Raw genomic sequence first — 22,015 nt, forward strand, 5'->3', positions numbered from 1 at the left:
TTCTGACCCGAACACCGACGAGGGCCCGCACAGTCTCTGTGCGGGCCCTCGTCGTTTCTCGGCGGATCGGTTCCGCGATCCGATGGCGAACTGCCCGCAGCGATGGCATCGTGGAGAAGATGACCATGCCGGACAGCACGCCAGAAGGATCCGAGGGCGAGTACAGCCTGGATGAAGAAGACCAGCTGCAGCCGGAGGACACGTTGGTCGACCGAGGTGTGGACGACGTTCTCGACGAAGGGTATTCGCCGCCGGAGAAGCCGCTCGGGCTGGACGCGTTCGGAACGACGGCGGCCGAACAGCGCGAAGGCGAGACCCTCGATCAGCGGCTCGCGGAGGAGGAACCGGATCCGGCGTTCGATGAGGACGAGAACGCGGAGATCCTCGATGACAACGAGGTCGGACGGCAGCGGTCAGGCAGGCTTCTCGCCGAGGACGAGGGTGTGGGGGAGGACGCGGAGAAGGATCTCGTTGCTTTCGACATCGGAATCGACGGGGGAGCGGCATCGGCGGAGGAGGCCGCGGTCCACATCGTCGATGAAGAGTCCGACCTCGACGAACTCAGCTGACGCCGCGACCGGCGTCGTACCTTTCTTGCGCTGCCAGAACGTCGGGTACGCGCGATTCGACCAGTTCGATCAGGTCGATCAGGCGTGAACCGACCTCGGCGCCGAGCGGCGTGAGGCTGTATTCGACCTTCGGCGGGATGGCCTCGAGCACGTCGCGAACCACGAGGCCGTCTCGTTCGAGTGCTTGCAGTGTCTGCGACAGCATGCGTTCGCTGACGCCGTCGACGCGTCGGCGGAGTGCGCTGAATCGGTAGTTTCCCTCGGTCAGAGCCGCGAGCGCGAGCACACCCCAGCGGCCGGTGACGGTCTGCAGGGTCTCGCGCGACGCGCAGTTGCGTGCGAAGACGTCCGCTTCGAGGGTGCGGTCTTCGCTTTCCTGTGCTGGATGAGCGGGCTCGGACATGCGTCCAGTGTATCCGACGAAGAGGAAGTGCTTACTGAAGTATTTGCACTTACGAAAAATTAGTGCATGATGGAAAGTGAGCTTGAACAGTCAACTCGCACCACTACGCGCTAGGAGTTCGTCATGACCATCGCCGTCACGGGAGCAACCGGACACCTCGGCAGGCTCGTCGTCGAGGCACTGCTCGACAAGGGGACACCCGCCGCCGACATCGTCGCCGTGGTCCGCACCCCGGCCAAGGCCGCGGACCTCGCGGACAGGGGAGTCGAGGTCCGGCAGGCCGACTACAGCGATCGCGCCGCGCTCGAGACCGCATTCGCCGGCGTCGACAAGCTGCTGCTCGTCTCCGGCAGTGAGGTCGGGCAGCGGGTTGCCCAGCACGCCAACGTGATCGATGCCGCGAAGGCCGCCGGGGTCGGCTTCGTCGCCTACACCAGCGTTCTCGACGCGCAGAACAGCACGATCGGTCTGGCCGTGGAACACCGCGCCACCGAGGATCGGCTGGCGCAGTCCGGGATCGACTTCGCGCTGCTCCGCAACGGCTGGTACTGGGAGAACTACCTCGGCAGCATTCCCGCGGCGGGCGAGACCGGTGCGCTGTTCGGCAGTGCCGGGGCCGGTGTCGTCGCCGCTGCCGCCCGCAAGGACTACGCCGAGGCGGCCGCCGCCGTCCTGCTCTCCGACGAGCAGGCGGGCAAGGTCTACGAACTCGGCGGCGACGAGCGCCTGACGTACAGCGAACTGGCGGAGGTCATTTCCTCCGTCAGCGGAAAGCCGGTGTCGTACAAGGATCTTCCGCAGGCCGAGTACGCCGCGGCGCTCGAGGGCGCCGGACTGCCCGCACCGATCGCGAGCATGCTCGCAGACTCCGATGCGGGCGTCGCCGTCGGCGCCCTCGACACCGAGAGCGGCGACCTGCAGAGGCTGATCGGCCGCAACTCGACCCCTGCCGCCACCGCCCTCGCCGTGAGTACTTCTTAACCGCCCGCGGTTAACAAGTACTCACGGGCGTAAGCAACCCAGCTGCCGAATTCGGTGATGTCCGTGGCCCCGTCGACCGCGTCGTGGGTGCAGCTGAAGCCCACCACGGCGCGGCCGTCGGACAATTCGACGCTCGTCAGGGCCATCGGCGCGGGCAGCGCCGCGAGGAAGCTGCCCAGCCCCGCGGCGGACACGCGGAACAGTTCCCCGGAAATCGGGGAGCCCGCGCCGGGACCGCGGCGGACGAGGCCGGGCTTGGGTGGGGTGGTGTCGAGCGCGGTGAGCCGGTACGCGTCCGTGGTGGTGACGGTGTCGACGAAGCGGGCCCCGATGTCCTCGAGTTGGAAGTGCAGGGGCTGCCCGCGCAGGTGTGCGCCGAACACGGCCAGTTCCACCCCCTCCTCGACGAGGGTGGGCGCGGGCGCGCCGAGTAGCCGGGCGGCGAGGTCGACGGCCACCTGATCGGCGAACGCAGGCACCACGAACATGACCCCGAACGGTTCGCCGGCGGCGGTCGGGGCGCCCGGGACGGCGACCGCCGCCATGTCGAGCAGGTTGCAGAAGTTCGTGTAGGTGCCCATCCGCCGGTTGATGCCGATCGGATCCGCTTGCACGGCAGCGATGGTCGGGTGTTCGGTGGTGGTGGGCAGCAGGAGTCCGTCGAAACCGGCCAGCAGATCCCGCGTCTGCGCCTTGACGCGGGTCAGCGTGTCGAGGTCGGCGGCGAACTCGTGGCCCGCGGGCTTGCGCGCCGACTCGACGATGGCGGTGACCACCGGATCGGCGCCCGCAGGCGCCGTGTCGAGGAATTGCCCGACGGCGGTGTACCGCTCGGCGACGACGGCGCCGTCGTACAGCAGTCGGGCGGCATCGAGCAGCGGGGAGATGTCGACCGCCTCGACGGCGAACCCGCGGTCCGTCAACGACGCGACCGTGTCGGCGAACGCCGCGCGGTACTCCGGCGTCAGCAGGGCGAGGTTTGCTTCCGTGGGAATCGCGACGCGTGCGTGCGCGGGCGCGGCGAGCCGGACGTCGGACGGCCACGCACGGCTGCGCGGGTCCGCGGTCGCGGGGCCCGACATGATGCGGGCGGCAGTCACCGCCGTGTCGAGTTCGGTGGCGAAGACGGTGACGCAGTCGTAGTCGACGCACGCCGGAACGACGCCGTCGGCGGGGATGACGCCGAGTGTCGCCTTGATCCCGACGAGGCCGTTGAACGCCGCCGGGACCCGGCCGGATCCCGCTGTGTCGGTGCCGATTCCGATGTCGGCTATGCCGAGGGCGACGGCCACCGCCGAACCCGAGCTGGATCCGCCCGACACACGTTCGGGGTCCCACGAGCACCGGACGGCGCCGTACGGACTGCGTGTCCCGACCAGTCCGGTCGCGAACTGGTCGAGGTTCGTCTTCCCGAGTACGACGGCGCCCTGGTCGACCAGGCGGCGCACGGCACTCGCGGTGACATCCGGGAGATAGGCGAACTCGGGGCACGCGGCCGACGTCGGGAGTCCGGCGACGTCGATGTTGTCCTTGACCGCCACGACCTTCCCGGCCAGGGGCAGGTGCTCGCCGGCGTCGAGACGGGCCTGCACGGTCACGGCATCGGCGTGGACGTCCGCGGCGGGCCGGAGGGTGATCCACACCTCCGGGCGGTCCACCTCGGCGATCCGCCGGAAGGCGTCCTCGACCCGGGCGGTGGGGGACAGGGCGGCCTGTCCGCGGTTCACGGCATCGACAGTCATCAGTTTTCTGCTCCAATCACGACGAGAGGGGTGCCCGGTTCGACGATCGCGCCCGGTGACACGAGGACTTCGAGGACGGTGCCCGGCGAGGTGAACGCGACCGGCATCTCGAGTTTCATCGCCTCGAGCACCACGGCGTTCTGGCCCGCTTCCACGCGCTGTCCGGCCTCGACCTCGACGCGCCACACGCTGCCGACCATCGGCGCCTCGACGACGGCGCCCGGCGGGAGGTCACCGCGCGCGGACGGCTCGGGTGCGGGGGCCTGTTCGACACGGTCGAATTCGCCCGACGCACGCCACGCCGACTTCTCGGTCTCGAACGCCGCGGACTGCCGGGCGTCGAACTCGGCGATGGATTCGGCGTTGTCCTGCAGGAACTTCAGATGGTCGGCGAACGCGAACGTGCCGTCGGAGATCTCCGCGTCGAACCGCCCGGCCACCGCCTGCGCGCGGTACTCGAGCAACTGCTCCGGGGTGACGGGTTCCCACACGATGCGGTCGAAGAACCGGAACATCCAGGGTTTGCCCTCGTCGAACGGGCGGTGCTGCCGGTAACCCGACCAGATCGGGACGGTGCGGCCGATCAACTGGTAGCCACCCGGCGACTCCATGCCGTAAACGCAGAGGTACTTGCCGCCGATGCCGACGGCGTCGGACGGGGTCCACGTGCGGGCCGGGTTGTACTTGGTGGTGACCAGGCGGTGCCGCGGGTCGAGGGGCACGGCCAGCGGCGCACCGAGATAGACGTCGCCGAGCCCCAGCACCAGGTATTCGGCGTCGAACACGGCGTCCCGGACGTCGTCGACGCTGTCCAATCCGTTGATCCGCCGGATGAATTCGGTGTTCGACGGCAGCCACGGCGCCTCGTCGCGGACCCCGCTCCGGTAGCGGTCGATGGCCTCCGTGATGGAGGGGTCGTCGAACGACAGCGGCAACCGGACCGTGCGACTCGGCACCACCAGATCGTGCGTCGCCGGCAGCAGCTCCTCGATGTCCTGGAGGATGTCCAGCAGACTCCCGGCGGGGAGGCGGTCGGGGTCGAAGTGCAGGTGCAGCGACCGGACACCCGGCGTGATGTCGATGACGCCCGGGACGCGGCGCCGGACCAGCGCCTCCGACAGGGCGTGGACGCGCATGCGGAGTCCGAGATCCAGTTCCCGGTCCCCGTATTCGACGAGGATGTTGTCGTCGCCGGCGCGCAGGTACGCGACCTCCGGTCGGTCCAGTATCGGCGCGATGCGCTGCAGCACCCCGCCGTCGCTGTGCGCAGACCGGGTCGCCGGGGGCGGAACATCGAGTCTGCGAGAAGAATCCGAAGAACGCAGCGAGTGCGCACCGTCGTCGGAGACCGCGACGAACCGCACGCTGTCGCCGGGCCGGATCTGCCCGAGCTTCCACCGGTGGGCCTTGGCGACGGTGAGCGGGCACGCGAAACCGCCGAGGCTCGGCCCGTCGGGTCCGAGCAGAATCGGAGTGTCGCCGGAGACGTTGAGGGCTCCGACGCTGTACGGGTTGTCGTGCAGGTTCGACGGGTGCAGTCCGGCGTCGCCGCCGTCGGTTCTCGACCACACCGGTTTGGGGCCGTCGAGCCGGAGTCCGGTCCGGTTCGCGTGGGTCTGGACCTTCCAGGTGGTGTCGTAGAACTGCGCCATGTCCGAATCGGTGAAGTAGGCGGGCGCCGGCTGCGGTCCCTCGGTGACGGCGAGATGCCACACGTGCGTGAACTCCGGGCGCGAGTCCTCCGGGACGGGATGCGGCGCGCCGAGACCCGTCGTGTTCTCGAACAGCGAGTCGTCGAACAGGCCCAGCACGTCGCCCGTGGCGACGGCCTTGCCCGTGATGCCGCCGAACCCGCCGAGCGTGAACGTGGCTGCGCTGCCGTGATAGAGCGGGGCGTCGATCCCGCCCCGGAACGCGACGTACGTGCGCAGACCCGTGTCCGCCGGAGTGCCGACGTCGAGTACGGACCCGGCAGGCGCTTCCACCGGGTGCCACAGCGGGATCGGCTCGCCGTCGAGGGTGACCGGGGCATCGGCGCCGCCCACACAGATCACGGTGGCGTCCGAGAACACCAGGCGCGGCCCCTGCAGGGTGCATTCGAGCCCCGGTGCGCCGGCCGGATTGCCGACAGCCGCGTTGACCAGCTGGAACGACAGGTCGTCCATCGGCCCGGACGGGGGAATTCCGACTTCCCACAGCCCGATTCGGCCGGGGTGGTCCTGCACCGTCGTCATCGTTCCCGCACGGAGAATGTCGACGCGACGGCCGGTGGGCCGCAGATCGGCCAGCGACTGCGTGGTGTGCTCGGCGTCCAGGACGGTGTCGGCGACGCAGATCCGCCGCAGCTGGGGCAGGTTGGTCTGGATCCCGTAGATGTGGGTGTCGGCGAGCGCCTCCGCGAGGGCGGCGAACGCCGCCGTGCGCCGGTGCCCGCGGGTGATCACCTTTGCCAGCATCGGGTCGTAGAAGGCGCTCACCTCGGTGCCCGTGTCGACCCACGTCTCCACCCGCGTGTGCGCCGGGAACTCCACACCCGTGAGGCGTCCGGCGCTGGGTCGGTAGTCGTGGCCGGGGTCCTCGGCGTAGATGCGGGCCTCGACGGCGGTTCCCCTGATCTCGGGTCCGGAGTCGGGCAGCCCGTCCAGCATGGAACCGTCGCCGCGGGCGAGCCTCAGCATCCACTCGACGAGATCCACCCCGGTGACCTCCTCGGTCACCGGGTGCTCCACCTGCAGTCGGGTGTTCATCTCGAGGAACGACGCCTCGCCGCGGTCCACGTCGTAGACGAACTCCACGGTTCCGGCCGACCGGTAGTTCACCGAGGACGCGAGACCGCGGGACGTGGTCAGCAGTTGCTCCACCACCTCGTCGGAGAGTCCGGGCGCCGGCGCCTCCTCGACCACCTTCTGGTTGCGGCGCTGCAGCGAGCAGTCGCGGGTGCCGAGGCTGAGCGTGCGGCCACGGCCGTCGCCGAACACCTGCACCTCGATGTGCCGGGCGCGGGCCACGAAGCGTTCCAGGAACACCCCCGACGAGGAGAAGTTGGCCTGGGCGAGTCGCTGGACGCGGTCGTAGGCTTCGCGGAGTTCCGCGGCGTCGAAGCACGCCTGCATTCCGATGCCGCCACCGCCGCCGACCGCTTTGATCATCACCGGATAACCGATGTCGGAGGCCGCGGACAGGGCGGCGTCCGCGGAGTCGAGGAGCCCGCTGCCCGCGACGAGCGGGACGCCGACGGCGCGAGCGGCCTCGCGTGCCGTGTGCTTGTTCCCGAACGTGCGCAACTGTTCGGGAGTGGGACCGACGAACGCGATGCCCGCGGATTCCGCGGCCGCGGCGAAACTGTCGTTCTCCGACAGGAACCCGTACCCGGGATGAATCGCGCCCGCGCCCGTGGCGAGTGCGGCCTCCACGACGGCGTCGGCCCGCAGATACGACTCGTGGGCGGGAGCCGGCCCCAGCCGGACGGCGGCGTCGGCCATCTCGACGTGCGCGGCCGCGGAATCGGCGTCGGAATACACCGCGACCGTCTTCAGTCCGAGAAGATGCGCGGTTCGCATGATGCGGCAGGCGATTTCGCCTCGGTTCGCGACGAGCAGGGTGTCGAAGGAGTACTCGATCGGCGGCGTATTCATCCCTGTGGACATGGTTGTATACGCTAAGGACGGGGTGTTTCACCGAGATTTCTCGAAGTAAAGCGTGGGTTAGTAACACCTCTCACGGTGTCGAGGGCTGCACCGGGGGGACGAAGTCGAACGTCGTGCCGAGCAGCCACACCAGCAGCAGGACCACCGGCAGGTGGAACATGAACTGCAGGAAAGTGAATCCCACCAGATCGCGCGCCCTGAGCCCCAGCACCGCGAGCAGCGGCAGCATGAAGAACGGGTTGATCAGGTTCGGCAGCGCCTCGGCGACGTTGTACACCTGGACCGTCCAGCCCAGGTTCATCCCGACGTCGGTGGCCGACTGCATGACGTACGGCGCCTCGACCAGCCACTTTCCGCCGCCGGACGGCACGAACAAGCCCAGCACGACGGTGTAGAGGGCGATGACGACGGTGAACGCTCCGCCGCTGCCGATGTTCGTGAAGAACTCGGCGAGATGTTCCGAGATGGTGAGGCCGTTTCTGCCCTCGGCCTTGGTGAGGATCGCGGCCATCGCGGCATACAGCGGAAACTGGACCAGGATGCCCGCCGTGGCCGGGACGGCCAGGGCGACGGCCTGCAGGAATTTACGCGGCGTCCCGTGCAGCACCAGCCCCAGCATGAGGAAGACCAGCAGATAGCCGTTGAGGCTGCTGACAACGGTGAGCAGGGGTGTGGTCGCCAGCTGGGAGACGAGCCATCCCAACGTCATCAGACCGGCCAGCACCGGCAGGATCCGGCTGTACTCGAGCCATTCTCCCGGTCGCGATCGAGGCGGGACGTCCTTCGGCCGGTCGTCGAGGTCGACCTCCAGGTCCTGGGCGGTGGTAATGGCGGCGCCCCTCGGCGCCGAGAAGTGGGCGATCACCACGGTCAGGGCGATGATGATCACGCACATCAGCAGCGACTGCCACGTGAAGATCGTGGTCCCGAAGTCGAGGACGCCGGTGATCGTCAGCAGCGCCGGGGGCAGCGAGGCGGCGGTGGCCTGGAGTTGGGCGGCGGAGGACGACATCCCGAGCGCCCACACCGCGCCGAGGCCCATGAAGGCCGCCGCGCCCAGAGCGCGGTAGTCCACCCGCAGATCGGTTCGGCGCGCGATCGCCCGGGCCAGCAGCCCGCCGAACACCAGGCTGAGCCCCCAGTTCAGGAACGAGACCGACATGGACAGGAAGGCCACGAAACTGACTGCGCTGCGTGCAGTCCCGGGTACCGTCGCCAGACGGTCGATCAGCCGGGCCACCGGTGGGGACGTCGCGACGACGTACCCGGTCAGCACCACCATCGCCATCTGCAGGGTGAACGCGGTCAGATCCCAGAACCCGTCGCCGAACGCGTCCACCACTTCCTGCGGAGACGAACCGTTGGCCAGTGCTACCACCGCGACGACGAAGACACCGACGAGGGCGAACACGTAGGCGTCCGGAAACCACTTCTCCGTCCACCCGGCCAGCGACTGCGCGACCCGCGCCAGACCCTTCTCGGAACGGACGCCTTCGGTGGCGGAGGTCATGCAGCCGTTCCTCTTCTCTGCGTTCTCTGCGCGATGCGGGAGCCTACGAGTAGTCGCGTTCGATCCGCAGCGTCCCGATGGTGGTGGCCAGGGCGTCGTACTGGGTCACCAGAAAACAGAACTCGATCAGCCGGCGATCGTCGAAGTACGCGCCGAGCGCGGACCACGTGGCGTCGTCCAGATTGTCGGTGGTGACGAGTTGGTCGACGGCGGTGAGGATGGCGCGGCGGCGCGCGTCCCAGCCTTCCGCGTCGGGACCTTCCAGCACCTGTTCGAGCAGCGACGGGGTGACGCCGGCCCGGCGTCCGAGACGCACGTGGTGGTCCATCTCGTAGCCGCACTTCCGCAGGTGCGCCACCCGCAGGATGATCAGTTCGGTCTCGTGGCGGGAGATCTTCCCGCCGGGCATCAGCTTGCCGGAGTAGTGCAGCCACGCGCGGAAGAGACCCCCCGTGTGGCCCACTGTGCTGAACAGATGCGCGTCCGGGACGCCGGCGACGCGGGAGATGATGCGCCACAGCACCCAGTTGACCGGGCCGAGTTCCTTCAGACGTCCCGGTGGAATGCGTGCGGTCACGCCGCCCCCTCTCCTTCTACTCGCCCCCTGGCAGGAACGGTTGCGTGCGTGCGTCGTTCGATCGACCGGGACATCTCGGTCGCCCGAGATGCGAGGCCCCGAAGTGGGAGGGCCCGGAGTGCGAGCATACGCACAGAATCCGTCCCGGGTACACGGGACGGCGCGGAAATCCGGTTCTTCCGTCCCGCGATTCCCCGTTCGAGCGTGTCGACCGCCATCGTGATCGAGGACGTCCGGGCGAGTGCGCTGCCGCGGGGTGCGGGGACCGCGACGCCGTCGAAGCCGATCAGGGTGCGATCGGAGTCGACCTCGCCGAGCCGGGCGATGCCGACCCGGGTCCCCAGCGGCTTCAACTCCTCCCGCAGCGCCTCGCCGAGTTCCTCGGCGCCGCCTCTCGTCGCGCTGTGAACGCCACGCAGCGGGTCGAATGCCGCCGACGATGCGACGACCAGTGCGTACCCGTTGCGATGCCCGATGTGCGGCCCCGCGGCCCGCAGCGTGTGGTAGGTCCCCAGCACGTTGACCTCGATGGCGTAGCGCATCACTTCCGGATCACCCGCGACGATGTGCGCCGGGGGTGTCACACCGGCGTTCGCGACGACGACGTCGAGGCCGCCGAGCCGGTCGGTGAGGTAGTCGAACGAGTCCTCGACGGCACGCCGGTCGCGGATGTCGCACCGGCGCCACGGCGCCCGGCCGCAGGTGGTGGCAGTCTGTTCGAGGAGTTCGGGTTCGAGGCCGAGCAGCCCGACGCGGGCGCCCCGCTCGTGAAGTCGTCTGGCGAGTCCGGCGCCGATTCCCCGGGCCGCGCCGGTGATCAGGACGCGGCGTCCGACCAGATTCTCTTCGAGAGTGCGTGACATGCAGCGAGTTCCCAACCTGTGTTACCGAGCGGTAGCAAGACGCTAGCACCCGCTCGGTGCATTGGTGGGAAAAATGTCCCACCGAGTTGGACAACTGTCTCAATCGCGGATCGCCCAGGCCATCCGTGCGAGGGAAAGTGCCTGCTCCGCGCGCTCGATCACCACTTCCCGCGACTCGCTGATGTGCGCGAGGAGCGTGTCGTACGCGGTATCGAGCTTGCCGTCGAGTGCGAACTCGGCCACCGCGATGTGCTCGTCGACGGTCGCGCGCATGCGGTCGGGGGTCAGGTAGTCGAACATCCGGACCGGCCGAACCTTCGCGTTCACGCTGACGAGCGCATCGGACAGCGCCCGGTTTCCGGCCGACCGCAGTAGCACCGTGTGGAACTGCTCGTCGAGCGCGACGAATCCGGCATCCGGCTCGGGGTTCTCCTTCCGCAGCGCGTACCACCGCTCGAGTTCCGGTCCCAGAACGTCCGGGTCGTGCGACAGCGACTCGTCGGCACGGACCCGGGCGATGCCCTGAAGCTCGAGGGTGATGCGCAGTTCGTACAGCCCGGCCAGTTCGTCGATGCGGGGGCGGTACGGAAACAGCCCGCCCACGTCGCGCTGGACCAGTCCGTCGGCGAGGAGCCGCGCGAGCGCCTCCCGCACCGGTGTCCGCGACACCCCGTAGGTGTCGGCGAGACGTTCCTCGCCGAGCCGCTGTCCCGGCGGGATCCGCCCGCTCATCAGGTCGGTGCGCAGCGACAGGTACACGTGATCGCTGAGGGAGCCGTCCGGCGCTCGGCGTGCCATCAGATGGCCATCGCTGCGCGGACGTCGGAGACCGCGGTCGGGACGTCGGAATCGGGTGCGGCGCCGCCGTCGCCGGACGACGTGACCCGCCCGGACTCGAGGATGTAGTAGCGCTCGGCGGATTCGAGGGCGAACCCGATGTGCTGTTCCACCAACAGAACTCCGAGGCCGCCGCGTCGGGTGAGTTCCATGATCGTGCGTTCGATCTCCGTCACGACGGACGGCTGGATGCCCTCCGTCGGTTCGTCGAGGATCAGCATCTTCGGCTCCGTGATCAGTGCCCGCGCGATGGCGAGTTGCTGACGCTGGCCCCCGGAGAGGAGACCGGCGCGCCGGTCGAGCAGGCCGCGCAGCGCCGGGAACAGGTCCAGCGCTTCGCCGACGAGTTCCTTGCCGCGCCTGCGGCCGTCCGCCACCACCTGCAGGTTCTCCGCGGTCGTCAGCTGACCGAAGGACTGCTGGCCCTGCGGCACGTACGCGAGGCCGCGCGCGACCCGGGCGCTGGGCCGCAGCGTCGTGACGTCCTCGCCGTCGAACAGCACCCGCCCGGAATTCACCGTGATCAATCCGACCGCGGCCCGGAGAAGCGTGGTCTTGCCCGCGCCGTTGTGTCCCATCACCGCGGCGACCCCGTCCGACGGGACCGTCAGCGACACTCCGTGGATCACCTCGGTTCGGCCGTACCCGGCCCGGACGTCGTCAAGCTCGAGCATCGCTGTCCTCCTTCGAAACGTCGGGCTGCAACTCGGGGGCGGCGCCCGCCGCGGCGGTCCCGAGGTACACCTCCTGCACCCGTGGATCGGCCTGCACCTGCTCGACCGTTCCCTCGCTCAGCACCTTCCCGGCGTGCAACACCGTCACCGAGGTCGCGAACGCGCGCATGAAGTCCATGTCGTGCTCGACCACCACGACGGTCCGTTCACCGCCGATGCGGCGCAGCAGGTTTCCCGTCTCCTCGCGTTCCTCGTGGCTCATGCCCGCCACCGGCTCGTCGAGCAGCAGGACCGAACAGTTCTGCACCAGGAGCATGCCGATCTCGAGCCACTGCTTCTGCCCGTGCGCGAGGATTCCGGCCGGGGTGTCGCGGAGTTTGCCGAGACCCGTGACGTCGAGCGCCTCCTCGATCGCGGGGAGCGCCGTCTTGCGGCGGCGCAGCAGCGTGAGCGCGGAGCGGCCCGCGCCCGCGGCGATGTCGAGGTTCTGGAGCACCGACAGTTCCTCGAACACACTCGCCGTCTGGAACGTGCGGCCCACGCCGAGCCGGGCGATGCGGTGCACCTTCTTGCCGATCAACTCGACGCCGGATTTCGTGACCGATCCCGTCGCGGGGACGAGCCCGGTGATGGCGTCGACCAGCGTGGTCTTGCCCGCGCCGTTGGGACCGATCAGGAACCGCAGATCGCCCTGCATCAGGGTGAGGTCGACGCCGTCGACGGCCTTGAAGCCATCGAAGCTGACCCGCAGGTCCCGGACCTCGAGGTACTCACTGGACATTCCGGCGTTGCCGCCGAGCACCGGCTCCTTGGTTGTGGTGGGAATCGTCATCGCGCCATCTCCATTCGTTCCGCCGTCTCCGTCTCGTCCTCCGGACCGGGCGGTGGCTGCTGTTCGGACGCGGCCTTCTGCTTGCGCTTCAGCAGCGCGAACAGTCCCGCGACACCGGCCGGGAAGAATCCGACTACCACGATGAACAGCAGACCCTGCGCGTAGATCCAGCCGGACGGGAACGACTCCGAGAAGGCGCTCTGCGCCCACGCCACACCGATCGCGCCGAGGACCGGGCCGAGGAGTGTGGAACGTCCGCCGATGGCCACCCCGATCAGGAACGCGATCGACGGGACGATCCCGACGTCGGCGGGGGAGATGATGCCGACGATCGGCACGAACAGCGCACCGGCGAGGCCTGCGAAGAACGCTGCCGTCACGTAGGCGACGAGTTTGATGTTCGCCGGGTCGTACCCGAGGAAACGCACCCGCTCCTCCTGATCCCGAACGGCGACGAGCAGTTCGCCGTACCGGCTGTTCATCAGCTGCCGGGTGACGGCGACGACGGCCAGCAGCACGCCGGCGGCGATGAAGAACAGCATCTGCTTGTTGGCCGGATCGTTCAGGTTGAAACCGAAGAACGTGCGAAACCGGTTGAGACCGTTGCTCCCTCCGGTGCTCTGCTGACCCACCAGCAGAATGGCGAACGCGGCGGCCAGTGCCTGGCTGAGAATCGCGAAATACGCGCCCTTGACGCGGCGCTTGAACACGCCGAGGCCGAGGACGAACGCCACCGACGCGGGGATCAGGAGGATTCCCAGGATCGTCACGATCGGCGACGTGAACGGCACCCAGTAGCCCGGCAGTTCCCGGATGCCCGCGATCTGCATGAAGTCGGGCACGGTGTCGCCGCGGAGTTCGGCGTCGGCGATCTTCAGATGCATCGCCATCATGTACGCGCCCAGTCCGAAGAACACACCCTGGCCGAGCGTGAGCATGCCGCCGCGGCCCCAGGCGAGGCCGATCCCGACCGCGACGATCGCGAAGCACAGGAACTTGCCGAGCAGACTCAGCCGGAAGTCGCTGAGGACCGCGGGGGCGAGAACGAACAGAAGCAGCGCGGCCAGCGCGAACCCCGCCCACGCGCGGTAGCGGCCACTCGTCAGGATGCTCATACGAGACTCCTCGTCTTGACGGCGAACAGGCCCTGCGGCCGAACCTGGAGGAACACCACGATGACCACGAACACGATGACCTTGGCGATCGACGCCGTGGTCGAGTACTCGACGAACGAATTGAGGATGCCGAGCGCGAACGCGGCGATCACCGCACCCCTCATCTGCCCCAGGCCACCGACCACGACCACCAGGAACGCGTCGATGAGGTAACTCTGGCCGATGGTCGGGCTCGTCGAGCCGATCAGGGTCAGCGCCACACCCGCGACACCCGCCAGCCCGGAGCCGATGAAGAACGTCGTCACATCGGTTCGGCGACTGGAGATCCCGCTCGTCTCCGCGAGGTCGCGGTTCTGTACAACGGCGCGGATGCGGCGTCCCATCGACGACTTCTGCATCGCCAGCGACAGCGCGACGACGGCCACGACGGCGAGCACCAGGATGAACAGCCGCGTCTTCGGGACCACCGCGCCCAGGATCTCCACCCCGCCGGACAGCCAGCCCGGTGCGGCGACGTTGACGGCGGGCGCCCCGAAGACGTCGCGGGCCAGTTGCTGCAGGATCAGTCCCACACCGAACGTCACCAGCAGCGTGTCCAGCGGCCGGTGGTACATCCGCTTCACGAGGGTCACCTCGAGCAGCACGCCCATCGCGCCGCCGACCACGAAGCCGACGAGCAGAGAGATGAACAGCGAACCGGTCGCGCTCGAAATCACCTGCTGCACCACGTAGGCCGTGTACGAGCCGGCCATGATGAATTCGCCGTGCGCCATGTTGATGACGCCCATCTGGCCGAACGTCAACGACAGCCCCAGCGCCGCGAGCAACAGGATCGATCCGATACTCAACCCGGTGAACAGCTGTCCGATCACTACATCCATCGATGTATGTCCTCTCTCTTCCCTCGTGCTCGTCGGACCGTGTTTCAGCTACCCCAGCGACTCGGCCCACGGGTAGGACTTCAGGTACGGGTCCGGCTGAATCGGGGTGCCCGAATCCCAGACCGTGTAGATCAGTCCGTCGCCCCGGATCTCACCGATCCGCGCGGTCTTGGTGATGTGGTGATTGGACCCGTCGATGGTGACCAGACCCTCCGGTGCGGCGAACGTGACGCCGTCCGCGTTGTCCTGGATGTCTTTGGTGGCGAACGAGTTCGCCTTCTCGACGGTGTTCTTCCACAGGTACACGGACGTGTACGCGGCTTCCATCGGGTCGGACGTCGGCTTGTTCGCGCCGTACCGGGCCTTGTACGCGTCGACGAACTTCTTGTTCTCCGGCGTGTCGATGGTCTGGTAGTAGTTCCATGCGGTCAGCTGACCTTCGATGTTCTGGACGCCGATGCCACCGACCTCCTCCTCGGCGATCGACACCGACACGACGGGCATGTCGGCGGGCTTCAGGCCGACGTTCGCGTACTCGCGGAAGAACGCGACGTTGGAATCGCCGTTCAGGGTGTTGAACACGGCGTCCGCGTCGGCGGAGCGGACCTTGTTGACGATGGTCGAGAAGTCGGTGGAGCCGAGCGGCGTGTAGTCCTCGCCCTTGATCTCGATGCCGTTGGCCTCCGCGTACGCCTTGATGATGCGGTTGGCCGTTTGCGGGAACACGTAGTCGCTGCCCACCAGGTACAGCGACTTGACGCCCTTCTCCTTCAGGTAGTCGAGAGCGGGAACGATCTGCTGGTTGGTGGTGGCGCCGGTGTAGAAGATGTTCTTCGAGTCCTCGAGCCCCTCGTACTGCACGGGGTAGTAGAGCAGCGAGTTGTTGTCCTCGAACACCGGCAGCATCGCCTTGCGGCTCGACGACGTCCAGCCGCCGAACACGGCTGCGACGCAGTCGCTGCTGATGAGCTTCTCGGCCTTCTCCGCGAACACGGTGGGCTCCGAGGCGCCGTCCTCGGCCACGATCTGGATCTTCTTGCCGAGCACGCCGCCCGAGTTGTTGATCTCGTCGACCGCGAGTGCGATCGAGTCCCGGACGGTCACCTCACTGATGGCCATGGTGCCGGACAGCGAGTTCAGAGACCCGACCTTGATCGTGTCCCCGGACGTGTCCACACAGGACGCCGCGGTGGACTCGCCGGCCGTGTCGGACGCCTTGCTGCCGCAACCGGTCAGCACGAGCCCGATGGCGGCGAGCGCGGTCGGTGCAGCGAGGGCGCGCTTGGAGAAGGTGCGCATGTACGGGCCTTTCCGTCGGAGGACTTGGTGGACCTCCGCAACCCGGGACATGTATCCGCCCCACGTATACAGAGGTGTATTCGTGGGGCGAACATTAAGCGGCCGTTGTTGCGTCCGAATGTCTGCCGGTGACGTGTTCGTGACGCGAATTACGGTTGCGTGAACAACCGCTCACAGTGCCCCGGCGTGGCCGGGAACCGGTGTGCGCTAACGGATCAGATACGGGGAGACCGAACTCTGATGCTCGCTGATGTCGAGTTGTTTGCCGAGCGGCGGGAACGCGCGCTGCGGGCAGTTGACCCGCTCGCACACCCGGCAGCCGGCGCCGATCGGGGTGCCCGGGTTGGAATCGTCGAGGTCCAGACCGTCGCCGTACACGAGCCGGTGCGCGTGCCGGATCTCGCAGCCCAGCCCGATCGCGAAGATCTTGGCGGGCTGACCGTAACGCTGGGCGCGGCGTTCGACGGTGCGGGCGATCCACAGGTACCGGCGGCCGTCCGGCATCTGCGCGATCTGGTTCATGATCTTTCCCGGGTAGGCGAACGTCTCGTACACGTTCCACAGCGGACACGTGCCGCCGCTGGTGGAGAAATGGAACCCGGTGGCCGACTGCCGCTTCGACATGTTGCCGGCCCGGTCGACGCGCACGAACATGAACGGGACACCGCGCAGCTTCGGACGCTGCAGCGTGGAGAGGCGGTGGCAGATCGTCTCGTAGCTCACCGAGTAGAACGCCGACAAGCGCTCGATGTCGTACCGGAAATCCTCGGCGACGTCGTGGAACTGGCCGTAGGGGAGGACCGTCGCCGCGGCGAAGTAGTTGGCCAGCCCGAGCCGGGCGAGCGCGACGGACTCGTCGCTCGTGAAGCCGCCCTCCGCCACCAGCTTGTCGAGCAGGTCGCCGTATTCGAGGAACGCCAGTTCGGTCGCGAACTTGAACACCTGCTGCCCACCCGACAGGTGCGGTGAGATCTCCAGCAGCCGCGACTCGGGGTCGTACCGGTGCAGGACGTTCTCGCCGAGGTCGATGCGCTTGACGATCTGCACGTCGTGCACGGTCTGCAACCGGCGGGCGATCTCACCGCCGACGTCGCCGCGGTGGAACCGCATCCGCGCCGTCAGTTCCTCCGCCGCCGTGTCGAGTTCGTGCAGATAGTTCTGCCGCTGATAGAAGTAGTCGCGGACCTCCTCGTGCGGCATCGTGATCGAGCCGCTGCCGCTGCCGTCGCTGTAGCGGTCCTCCGTCGCGAGCGCCAGCTGGGCGGTGGTGTTGCGGAAGCGGCGGTGCATGTTGACCATCGCCTTCGCCAGGCCCGGATGCGACGCGACCATCTCCGCGATCTCCTGGGCGTCCGCGTCGATGCCCATCTCCTGGTCCAGCGCGACCTCGCGCATCTCCGCGATCAGGCGGGTGTCGTCTTGGGAGGAGAAGAACGTGGTGTCGACGCCGAACACCTCGCTGATCCGTAGCAGCACCGGCACCGTGAGCGGCCGGACGTCGTGCTCGATCTGATTGAGGTAACTGGCCGAGATCTCCAGCGTCTTCGCCAGCGCCGCCTGGCTCAGACCACGCTCGGTTCGGAGCTGACGCAACCGGGTGCCGACGAAGGTCTTGGACATACGGCAATGGTACCGGTGCAGGTCAGATGTGCGAACGGAACCTTCGCAAGATTTACTCGCGCGGGTCGGTGAGGTCAGGCCCTGTTCTCCGAGTGCGGCGCGCCGACGCCCGGGTCGATCCGGAACGGGCCCGACGCGGACGGTGCGACGGGGAAGTCGAACATCGCCGTCGGCAGGTACACGGTCGAGCAGGAGTTCGGGATGTCCACGACCCCGGACAGCCTGCCCTCGATCGGTGCGGCGCCGAGCAGGAGATACGCCTGTTCGGGGCTGTACCCGAATGTGGTGAGGTAGTCGATCGCGTGCAGGCACGCGCGCTGATACGACAGGTGCGAATCGAGGTACTTCTGTTCCCCGTCCAGGGTGACGGACGTCCCGGAGAACGCGAGCCACTCCGAGTACTGCGGATCCGTGTTGCCGGGCATGAAGATCGCGTTCTCGGACACGCCGTACGTGTCCATCCCGCCGGGAATGATGTCGACGCGCAGGTCGATGAAGCCGCCCATCTCGATGGCGCCGCAGAACGTGATCTCGCCGTCGCCCTGGGAGAAGTGCAGATCGCCGACCGACAGGTTCGCGCCGTCGACGAACACCGGGTAGAAGACGCGGCTGCCCTTGGTGAGGTTCTTGATGTCCTGGTTGCCGCCGTTCTCCCGCGGGGGCGCGGTGCGCGCGGCCTCGCCGGCGACGCGGTCGAAGTCGGCGCCCGACAGGGACCCGAGGACGGCGTCCTGCGGTTCGGGCGGCAGGGCGAGTGGAGGAACCCGGCCCGGGTCGGTGGCGATGAGCGCGCCCTCCCTCGCGTTCCACTTCGACAGGAGGGCGGCCGACGGCGCGGTGCCCATCAGCCCGGGGTGCACGATGCCGGTGAACGAGACATGGGGGACGTGGCGCGATGTGGCGGTCTGGCCGGCGAAGTCCCAGACGGCCTTGTAGGCGTCGGGGAACTGCTCGGTGAGGAATCCGCCGCCGTTGTGGCGGGAGAAGATGCCCGTGTAGCCCCAGCCCTGGCCGGCCAGCGGGCCGGAATCCTCCTGGGGGATGGGCCCGACATCGAGGATGTCGACGATCAGCAGGTCGCCGGGCTTTGCGCCCTCCACGGCGAAAGGTCCGGACAGGGTGTGCACGGTGGTGAGCGGTGCGTTCAGGATGTCGTCGGCGGAGTCGTCGTTGTGGATGGCGCCGTCGAACCATTCGCGGCAGTGCACCCGGAAGGAGTCGCCCGGTTTCACCGTGACCGCGGCCGGGATGTCGGGGTGCCAGCGGTTGTGGCCGACTATCGCCTGGTCGGTGAACTTCTTCGAGGAATCGAGCGGAAACAGCAGTTCGGGCATGTGCGCTCCTTCGGTGACCGGTCAGGGACGAGGAAGTCGGCGGTGCAGCGGGTTGTTCGTGACGGGTGAACGCCCGGTCGCGGCCCGAGGTGGCGGTCCGGCGACGACGGCCGGTTCGTGAGCCGACCTCTTCGTTCCGTCGAGGAGTTTCATCGCGGACGAAGATCCGTGTCCGAGGCGTGGGGAGGACACGAGCCGGGCGGCGTCGCCTTCGCATCCGGGGCAGGGGACCGATCGGGGCACGTCGGCCATGGGGAACGTTCGCTCGAACGGGCCGCAGTCGGCGGCGCATCGGAATTCGTACAGCGGCATCGTGGTGCCCTTCGCCCGGAGGAGACCATTCGAGGTCACGGTAGCCGACCCGATCCGTGATTGCAGTCACATCGGATGCGTCGAGGCTCCTGCGCAGGGGGCGAACGGCACGGTTCGACGGGAGCAACTATCTGTGTACGCCGGGTTGCGTGCATGTGGTTCACCACCTGCGTGTATTTGCTACTGGCGAGTAATTTTCCTCCCCGATCGGGCAGGTTTGGTGCTGAACTTTCTTAACAGTCTTTGCAAAGTGCTGTGAAAAGCTAGCCAAGATTGGCAGTAGCAACAGGTAGACGGCACTTTTTGCTTATGTCATTCTCGGTGAGTACATACGAAGGGCCTGGCAAGGATGTGAAGCAGTACATCCGTACCGGACCAGAAGTCGAAGAGAGTGGAGTCTTGATGTCGACCACCGGCACCCCGAAGACCGCAGCTGAAATCCAGCAGGATTGGGACACCAACCCGCGCTGGAAGGGAGTAACCCGCAACTACACGGCGGAGCAGGTCACCAAGCTCCAGGGCACCGTTGTCGAAGAGGCGACCCTCGCACGCCGTGGATCCGAGATCCTCTGGGACCTCGTGAACAACGAGGACTACATCAACTCGCTGGGCGCGCTGACCGGCAACCAGGCCGTGCAGCAGGTCCGTGCAGGCCTCAAGGCCATCTACCTGTCCGGCTGGCAGGTCGCCGGTGACGCGAACCTGTCCGGACACACCTACCCCGACCAGAGCCTCTACCCGGCCAACTCGGTCCCGCAGGTCGTGCGCCGCATCAACAATGCGCTGCTGCGCGCCGACGAGATCGCCAAGGTCGAGGGTGACACCTCCGTCGACAACTGGCTCGCCCCGATCGTCGCCGACGGTGAAGCCGGCTTCGGTGGCGCGCTCAACGTCTACGAGCTGCAGAAGGCCATGATCGCGGCCGGTGTCGCCGGTTCGCACTGGGAGGACCAGCTCGCGTCGGAGAAGAAGTGCGGCCACCTCGGTGGCAAGGTGCTCATCCCCACGCAGCAGCACATCCGCACCCTGACCTCGGCTCGCCTCGCCGCCGACGTCGCGGACGTCCCCACCGTCGTCATCGCGCGCACCGACGCCGAGGCCGCGACCCTCATCACCTCCGACGTCGACGAGCGCGACCGCGAGTTCCTCGACGGCACCCGCACCGCCGAGGGCTTCTTCGGTGTGAAGAACGGCATCGAGCCCTGCATCGCCCGCGCCAAGGCCTACGCGCCGTACTCCGACCTCATCTGGATGGAGACCGGCGTGCCGGACCTCGAGGTCGCCAAGAAGTTCGCCGAGGCCGTCCGCAGCGAGTTCCCCGACCAGCTGCTCGCCTACAACTGCTCGCCGTCCTTCAACTGGAAGGCGCACCTGGACGACGCGACCATCGCGAAGTTCCAGAAGGAGCTCGGCGCGATGGGCTTCAAGTTCCAGTTCATCACCCTGGCCGGCTTCCACTCGCTCAACTACGGCATGTTCGACCTGGCCCACGGCTACGCCCGCGAGGGCATGACCGCCTTCGTCGACCTGCAGGAGCGCGAGTTCAAGGCCGCCGAGGAGCGTGGCTTCACGGCCATCAAGCACCAGCGTGAGGTCGGCGCCGGCTACTTCGACAGCATCGCCACCACGGTCGACCCCAACACGTCGACGGCTGCGCTGAAGGGCTCCACCGAAGAGGGTCAGTTCCACTGAGCCTTGTTCTCCGAGGCTTCGACCGATCACGGTTCCACCTGATCAACCCGAACCCGGGGAGGGGCCTGTAACAGGGCCCCTCCCCGGGCGACGACTCCACTAGACGAAAAAGGAGCTGACGTGACCAGCGAAAAGATTCAGCGCGTCGGCGTGATCGGCGCCGGAATCATGGGCGCCGGAATCGCCGAGGTGTGCGCTCGCGCGCACGTCGACGTTCTGGTGTTCGAGCAGACCCGTGAGCTTGCGGCGGCGGGGCGTTCGCGCATCCTGCGTTCGCTCGATCGCGGCGTGAGCAGCGGCAAGATCACCGAGCGGGAACGTGAGCAGGCCGCCTGGCGGCTGCGGTTCACCTCCGACCTCGGTGATTTCGCGGACCGGCAGCTCGTCGTGGAGGCCGTCGTCGAGGACGAGAAGGTGAAGAGCGAGATCTTCGCCGAACTCGACCAGGTCGTGACGGATCCGAACGCCGTGCTGGCGTCCAACACGTCGTCGATCCCGATCATGAAGCTGGGCATCGCCACGACGGCGCCGGAACGGGTCATCGGGATGCACTTCTTCAACCCCGTTCCGGTGCTTCCCCTCGTCGAGCTGGTGACCACGCTCAAGACGAGCAAGTCGGTGTCCGAGCGGGCCGAGGCGTTCGCGAGCGACGTACTGGGCAAGCAGGTCGTCCGGTCCGCGGACCGGTCCGGATTCGTCGTCAACGCCCTCCTGGTGCCGTACCTGCTGTCCGCGATCCGCATGGTGGAGTCCGGGTTTGCCACGAAGGAAGACATCGACAAGGCAACGGTTCTCGGCCTTGCACACCCGATGGGTCCGCTCGCGCTGACCGACCTGGTGGGCCTGGACACGGTGAAGTCCATCGCCGACTCCATGTACGAAGAGTTCAAGGAGCCCCTGTACTCGGCTCCGCCGCTGCTGCTGCGGATGGTCGAGGCCGGGTTGGTCGGCAAGAAGTCCGGCGCGGGCTTCTACGAGTACGGCGACAACGGCCGTGCGAGCAAGAAGGCCAGCTAGTAGGTATGCGACTGCAGCTGTGCGCCTTTCACGACCTCCGGCGGTTGTGAGAGGCGCACAGGTGCATCGAGCCCAGAGGCATTCTCAGCCACCGGACCGAGCCCAGAAAG

The 22,015-nt window shown here is 67.7% G+C and carries 19 protein-coding genes; 4 read left to right on the top strand and 15 right to left on the bottom strand.

From position 1 onward, the window contains the following. The first annotated feature begins 119 nt into the window (after positions 1 to 119). Positions 120 to 569 (top strand): DUF5709 domain-containing protein, encoded by a 450-nt coding sequence (locus P3H15_RS41710; RefSeq protein ID WP_276142674.1) that lies wholly within the window; start codon positions 120 to 122, stop codon positions 567 to 569. Here P3H15_RS41710 and P3H15_RS41715 read toward each other — a convergent pair. Further along, positions 562 to 972 (bottom strand): helix-turn-helix domain-containing protein, encoded by a 411-nt coding sequence (locus P3H15_RS41715; protein ID WP_072948422.1) that lies wholly within the window; start codon positions 970 to 972, stop codon positions 562 to 564. The genes P3H15_RS41710 and P3H15_RS41715 overlap by 8 nt on opposite strands. Positions 973 to 1,095: 123 nt before the next feature. On the opposite strand from P3H15_RS41715, the gene P3H15_RS41720 reads away from it, so the two are divergent. Continuing rightward, complete coding sequence (locus P3H15_RS41720) at positions 1,096 to 1,953, top strand: SDR family oxidoreductase (protein ID WP_276142644.1); 858 nt, start codon at positions 1,096 to 1,098, stop codon at positions 1,951 to 1,953. On the opposite strand, the gene atzF is transcribed toward P3H15_RS41720, so the two are convergent. The 14 genes from atzF to P3H15_RS41790 all read right to left on the bottom strand — a co-directional run bounded on the left by atzF (position 1,950) and on the right by P3H15_RS41790 (position 19,196). Beyond that, entirely contained in the window at positions 1,950 to 3,695 is a 1,746-nt protein-coding gene (gene atzF / locus P3H15_RS41725; RefSeq protein ID WP_276142645.1) for an allophanate hydrolase, read from the bottom strand. The two genes, P3H15_RS41720 and atzF, sit on opposite strands and share 4 nt — an antisense overlap. Next, positions 3,695 to 7,342, bottom strand: a complete 3,648-nt coding sequence (gene uca / locus P3H15_RS41730; protein WP_276142646.1) for an urea carboxylase — start codon at positions 7,340 to 7,342, stop codon at positions 3,695 to 3,697. The genes atzF and uca overlap by 1 nt, the downstream gene beginning before the upstream one ends. A gap of 70 nt (positions 7,343 to 7,412) precedes the next feature. Continuing rightward, positions 7,413 to 8,852: a short-chain fatty acid transporter gene (locus P3H15_RS41735; protein WP_276142647.1), complete on the bottom strand. Its 1,440-nt coding sequence runs from the start codon at positions 8,850 to 8,852 to the stop codon at positions 7,413 to 7,415. A 43-nt stretch (positions 8,853 to 8,895) separates the two neighbouring features. Beyond that, complete coding sequence (locus tag P3H15_RS41740) at positions 8,896 to 9,429, bottom strand: carboxymuconolactone decarboxylase family protein (protein ID WP_276142648.1); 534 nt, start codon at positions 9,427 to 9,429, stop codon at positions 8,896 to 8,898. Continuing rightward, positions 9,426 to 10,292, bottom strand: coding sequence for an SDR family NAD(P)-dependent oxidoreductase (locus P3H15_RS41745; RefSeq protein ID WP_276142649.1), 867 nt, complete (start codon positions 10,290 to 10,292; stop codon positions 9,426 to 9,428). The genes P3H15_RS41740 and P3H15_RS41745 overlap by 4 nt, the downstream gene beginning before the upstream one ends. Before the next feature lie 99 nt (positions 10,293 to 10,391). Then, positions 10,392 to 11,090 (bottom strand): GntR family transcriptional regulator, encoded by a 699-nt coding sequence (locus P3H15_RS41750; protein ID WP_276142650.1) that lies wholly within the window; start codon positions 11,088 to 11,090, stop codon positions 10,392 to 10,394. Continuing rightward, positions 11,090 to 11,803, bottom strand: a complete 714-nt coding sequence (gene urtE, locus P3H15_RS41755) for an urea ABC transporter ATP-binding subunit UrtE (RefSeq protein WP_276142651.1) — start codon at positions 11,801 to 11,803, stop codon at positions 11,090 to 11,092. Before urtE ends, P3H15_RS41750 begins: the two co-directional genes overlap by 1 nt. After that, the gene (gene urtD, locus P3H15_RS41760; protein WP_276142652.1) at positions 11,790 to 12,635 is read right to left on the bottom strand and encodes an urea ABC transporter ATP-binding protein UrtD; all 846 of its coding nucleotides are present in this window, start codon (positions 12,633 to 12,635) and stop codon (positions 11,790 to 11,792) included. Before urtD ends, urtE begins: the two co-directional genes overlap by 14 nt. Beyond that, a complete protein-coding gene (gene urtC, locus P3H15_RS41765; protein WP_276142653.1) occupies positions 12,632 to 13,750 on the bottom strand; it encodes an urea ABC transporter permease subunit UrtC in 1,119 nt (372 codons plus the stop codon). The genes urtD and urtC overlap by 4 nt, the downstream gene beginning before the upstream one ends. Next, complete coding sequence (gene urtB / locus P3H15_RS41770; RefSeq protein ID WP_276142654.1) at positions 13,747 to 14,631, bottom strand: urea ABC transporter permease subunit UrtB; 885 nt, start codon at positions 14,629 to 14,631, stop codon at positions 13,747 to 13,749. The genes urtC and urtB overlap by 4 nt, the downstream gene beginning before the upstream one ends. A 48-nt stretch (positions 14,632 to 14,679) precedes the next feature. Next, positions 14,680 to 15,930, bottom strand: coding sequence for an urea ABC transporter substrate-binding protein (gene urtA / locus P3H15_RS41775; protein WP_072939619.1), 1,251 nt, complete (start codon positions 15,928 to 15,930; stop codon positions 14,680 to 14,682). 207 nt (positions 15,931 to 16,137) lie between these two features. Next, positions 16,138 to 17,550, bottom strand: a complete 1,413-nt coding sequence (gene ramB / locus P3H15_RS41780; protein ID WP_007301354.1) for an acetate metabolism transcriptional regulator RamB — start codon at positions 17,548 to 17,550, stop codon at positions 16,138 to 16,140. A gap of 74 nt (positions 17,551 to 17,624) precedes the next feature. Next, positions 17,625 to 18,884, bottom strand: coding sequence for a formamidase (gene fmdA, locus P3H15_RS41785; protein ID WP_276142655.1), 1,260 nt, complete (start codon positions 18,882 to 18,884; stop codon positions 17,625 to 17,627). Between the two features lie 21 nt (positions 18,885 to 18,905). Beyond that, positions 18,906 to 19,196, bottom strand: a complete 291-nt coding sequence (locus tag P3H15_RS41790; RefSeq protein WP_276142675.1) for a zinc ribbon domain-containing protein — start codon at positions 19,194 to 19,196, stop codon at positions 18,906 to 18,908. A 402-nt stretch (positions 19,197 to 19,598) separates the two neighbouring features. Between P3H15_RS41790 and aceA the strand changes: the two genes are divergently transcribed. Together aceA and P3H15_RS41800 are read left to right on the top strand one after the other, a co-directional pair. Next, positions 19,599 to 20,888 carry an isocitrate lyase gene (aceA, locus tag P3H15_RS41795; RefSeq protein WP_276142656.1) on the top strand — a complete coding sequence of 430 codons (1,290 nt, stop codon included), beginning with the start codon at positions 19,599 to 19,601 and terminating at the stop codon, positions 20,886 to 20,888. 120 nt (positions 20,889 to 21,008) lie between these two features. Continuing rightward, positions 21,009 to 21,905, top strand: a complete 897-nt coding sequence (locus P3H15_RS41800; protein ID WP_072939631.1) for a 3-hydroxybutyryl-CoA dehydrogenase — start codon at positions 21,009 to 21,011, stop codon at positions 21,903 to 21,905. Positions 21,906 to 22,015 lie beyond the last annotated feature (110 nt).

The sequence above is a fragment of the Rhodococcus sp. T2V genome (assembly GCF_029269925.1).
GTDB classification, from domain to species: domain Bacteria; phylum Actinomycetota; class Actinomycetes; order Mycobacteriales; family Mycobacteriaceae; genus Rhodococcus_F; species Rhodococcus_F koreensis.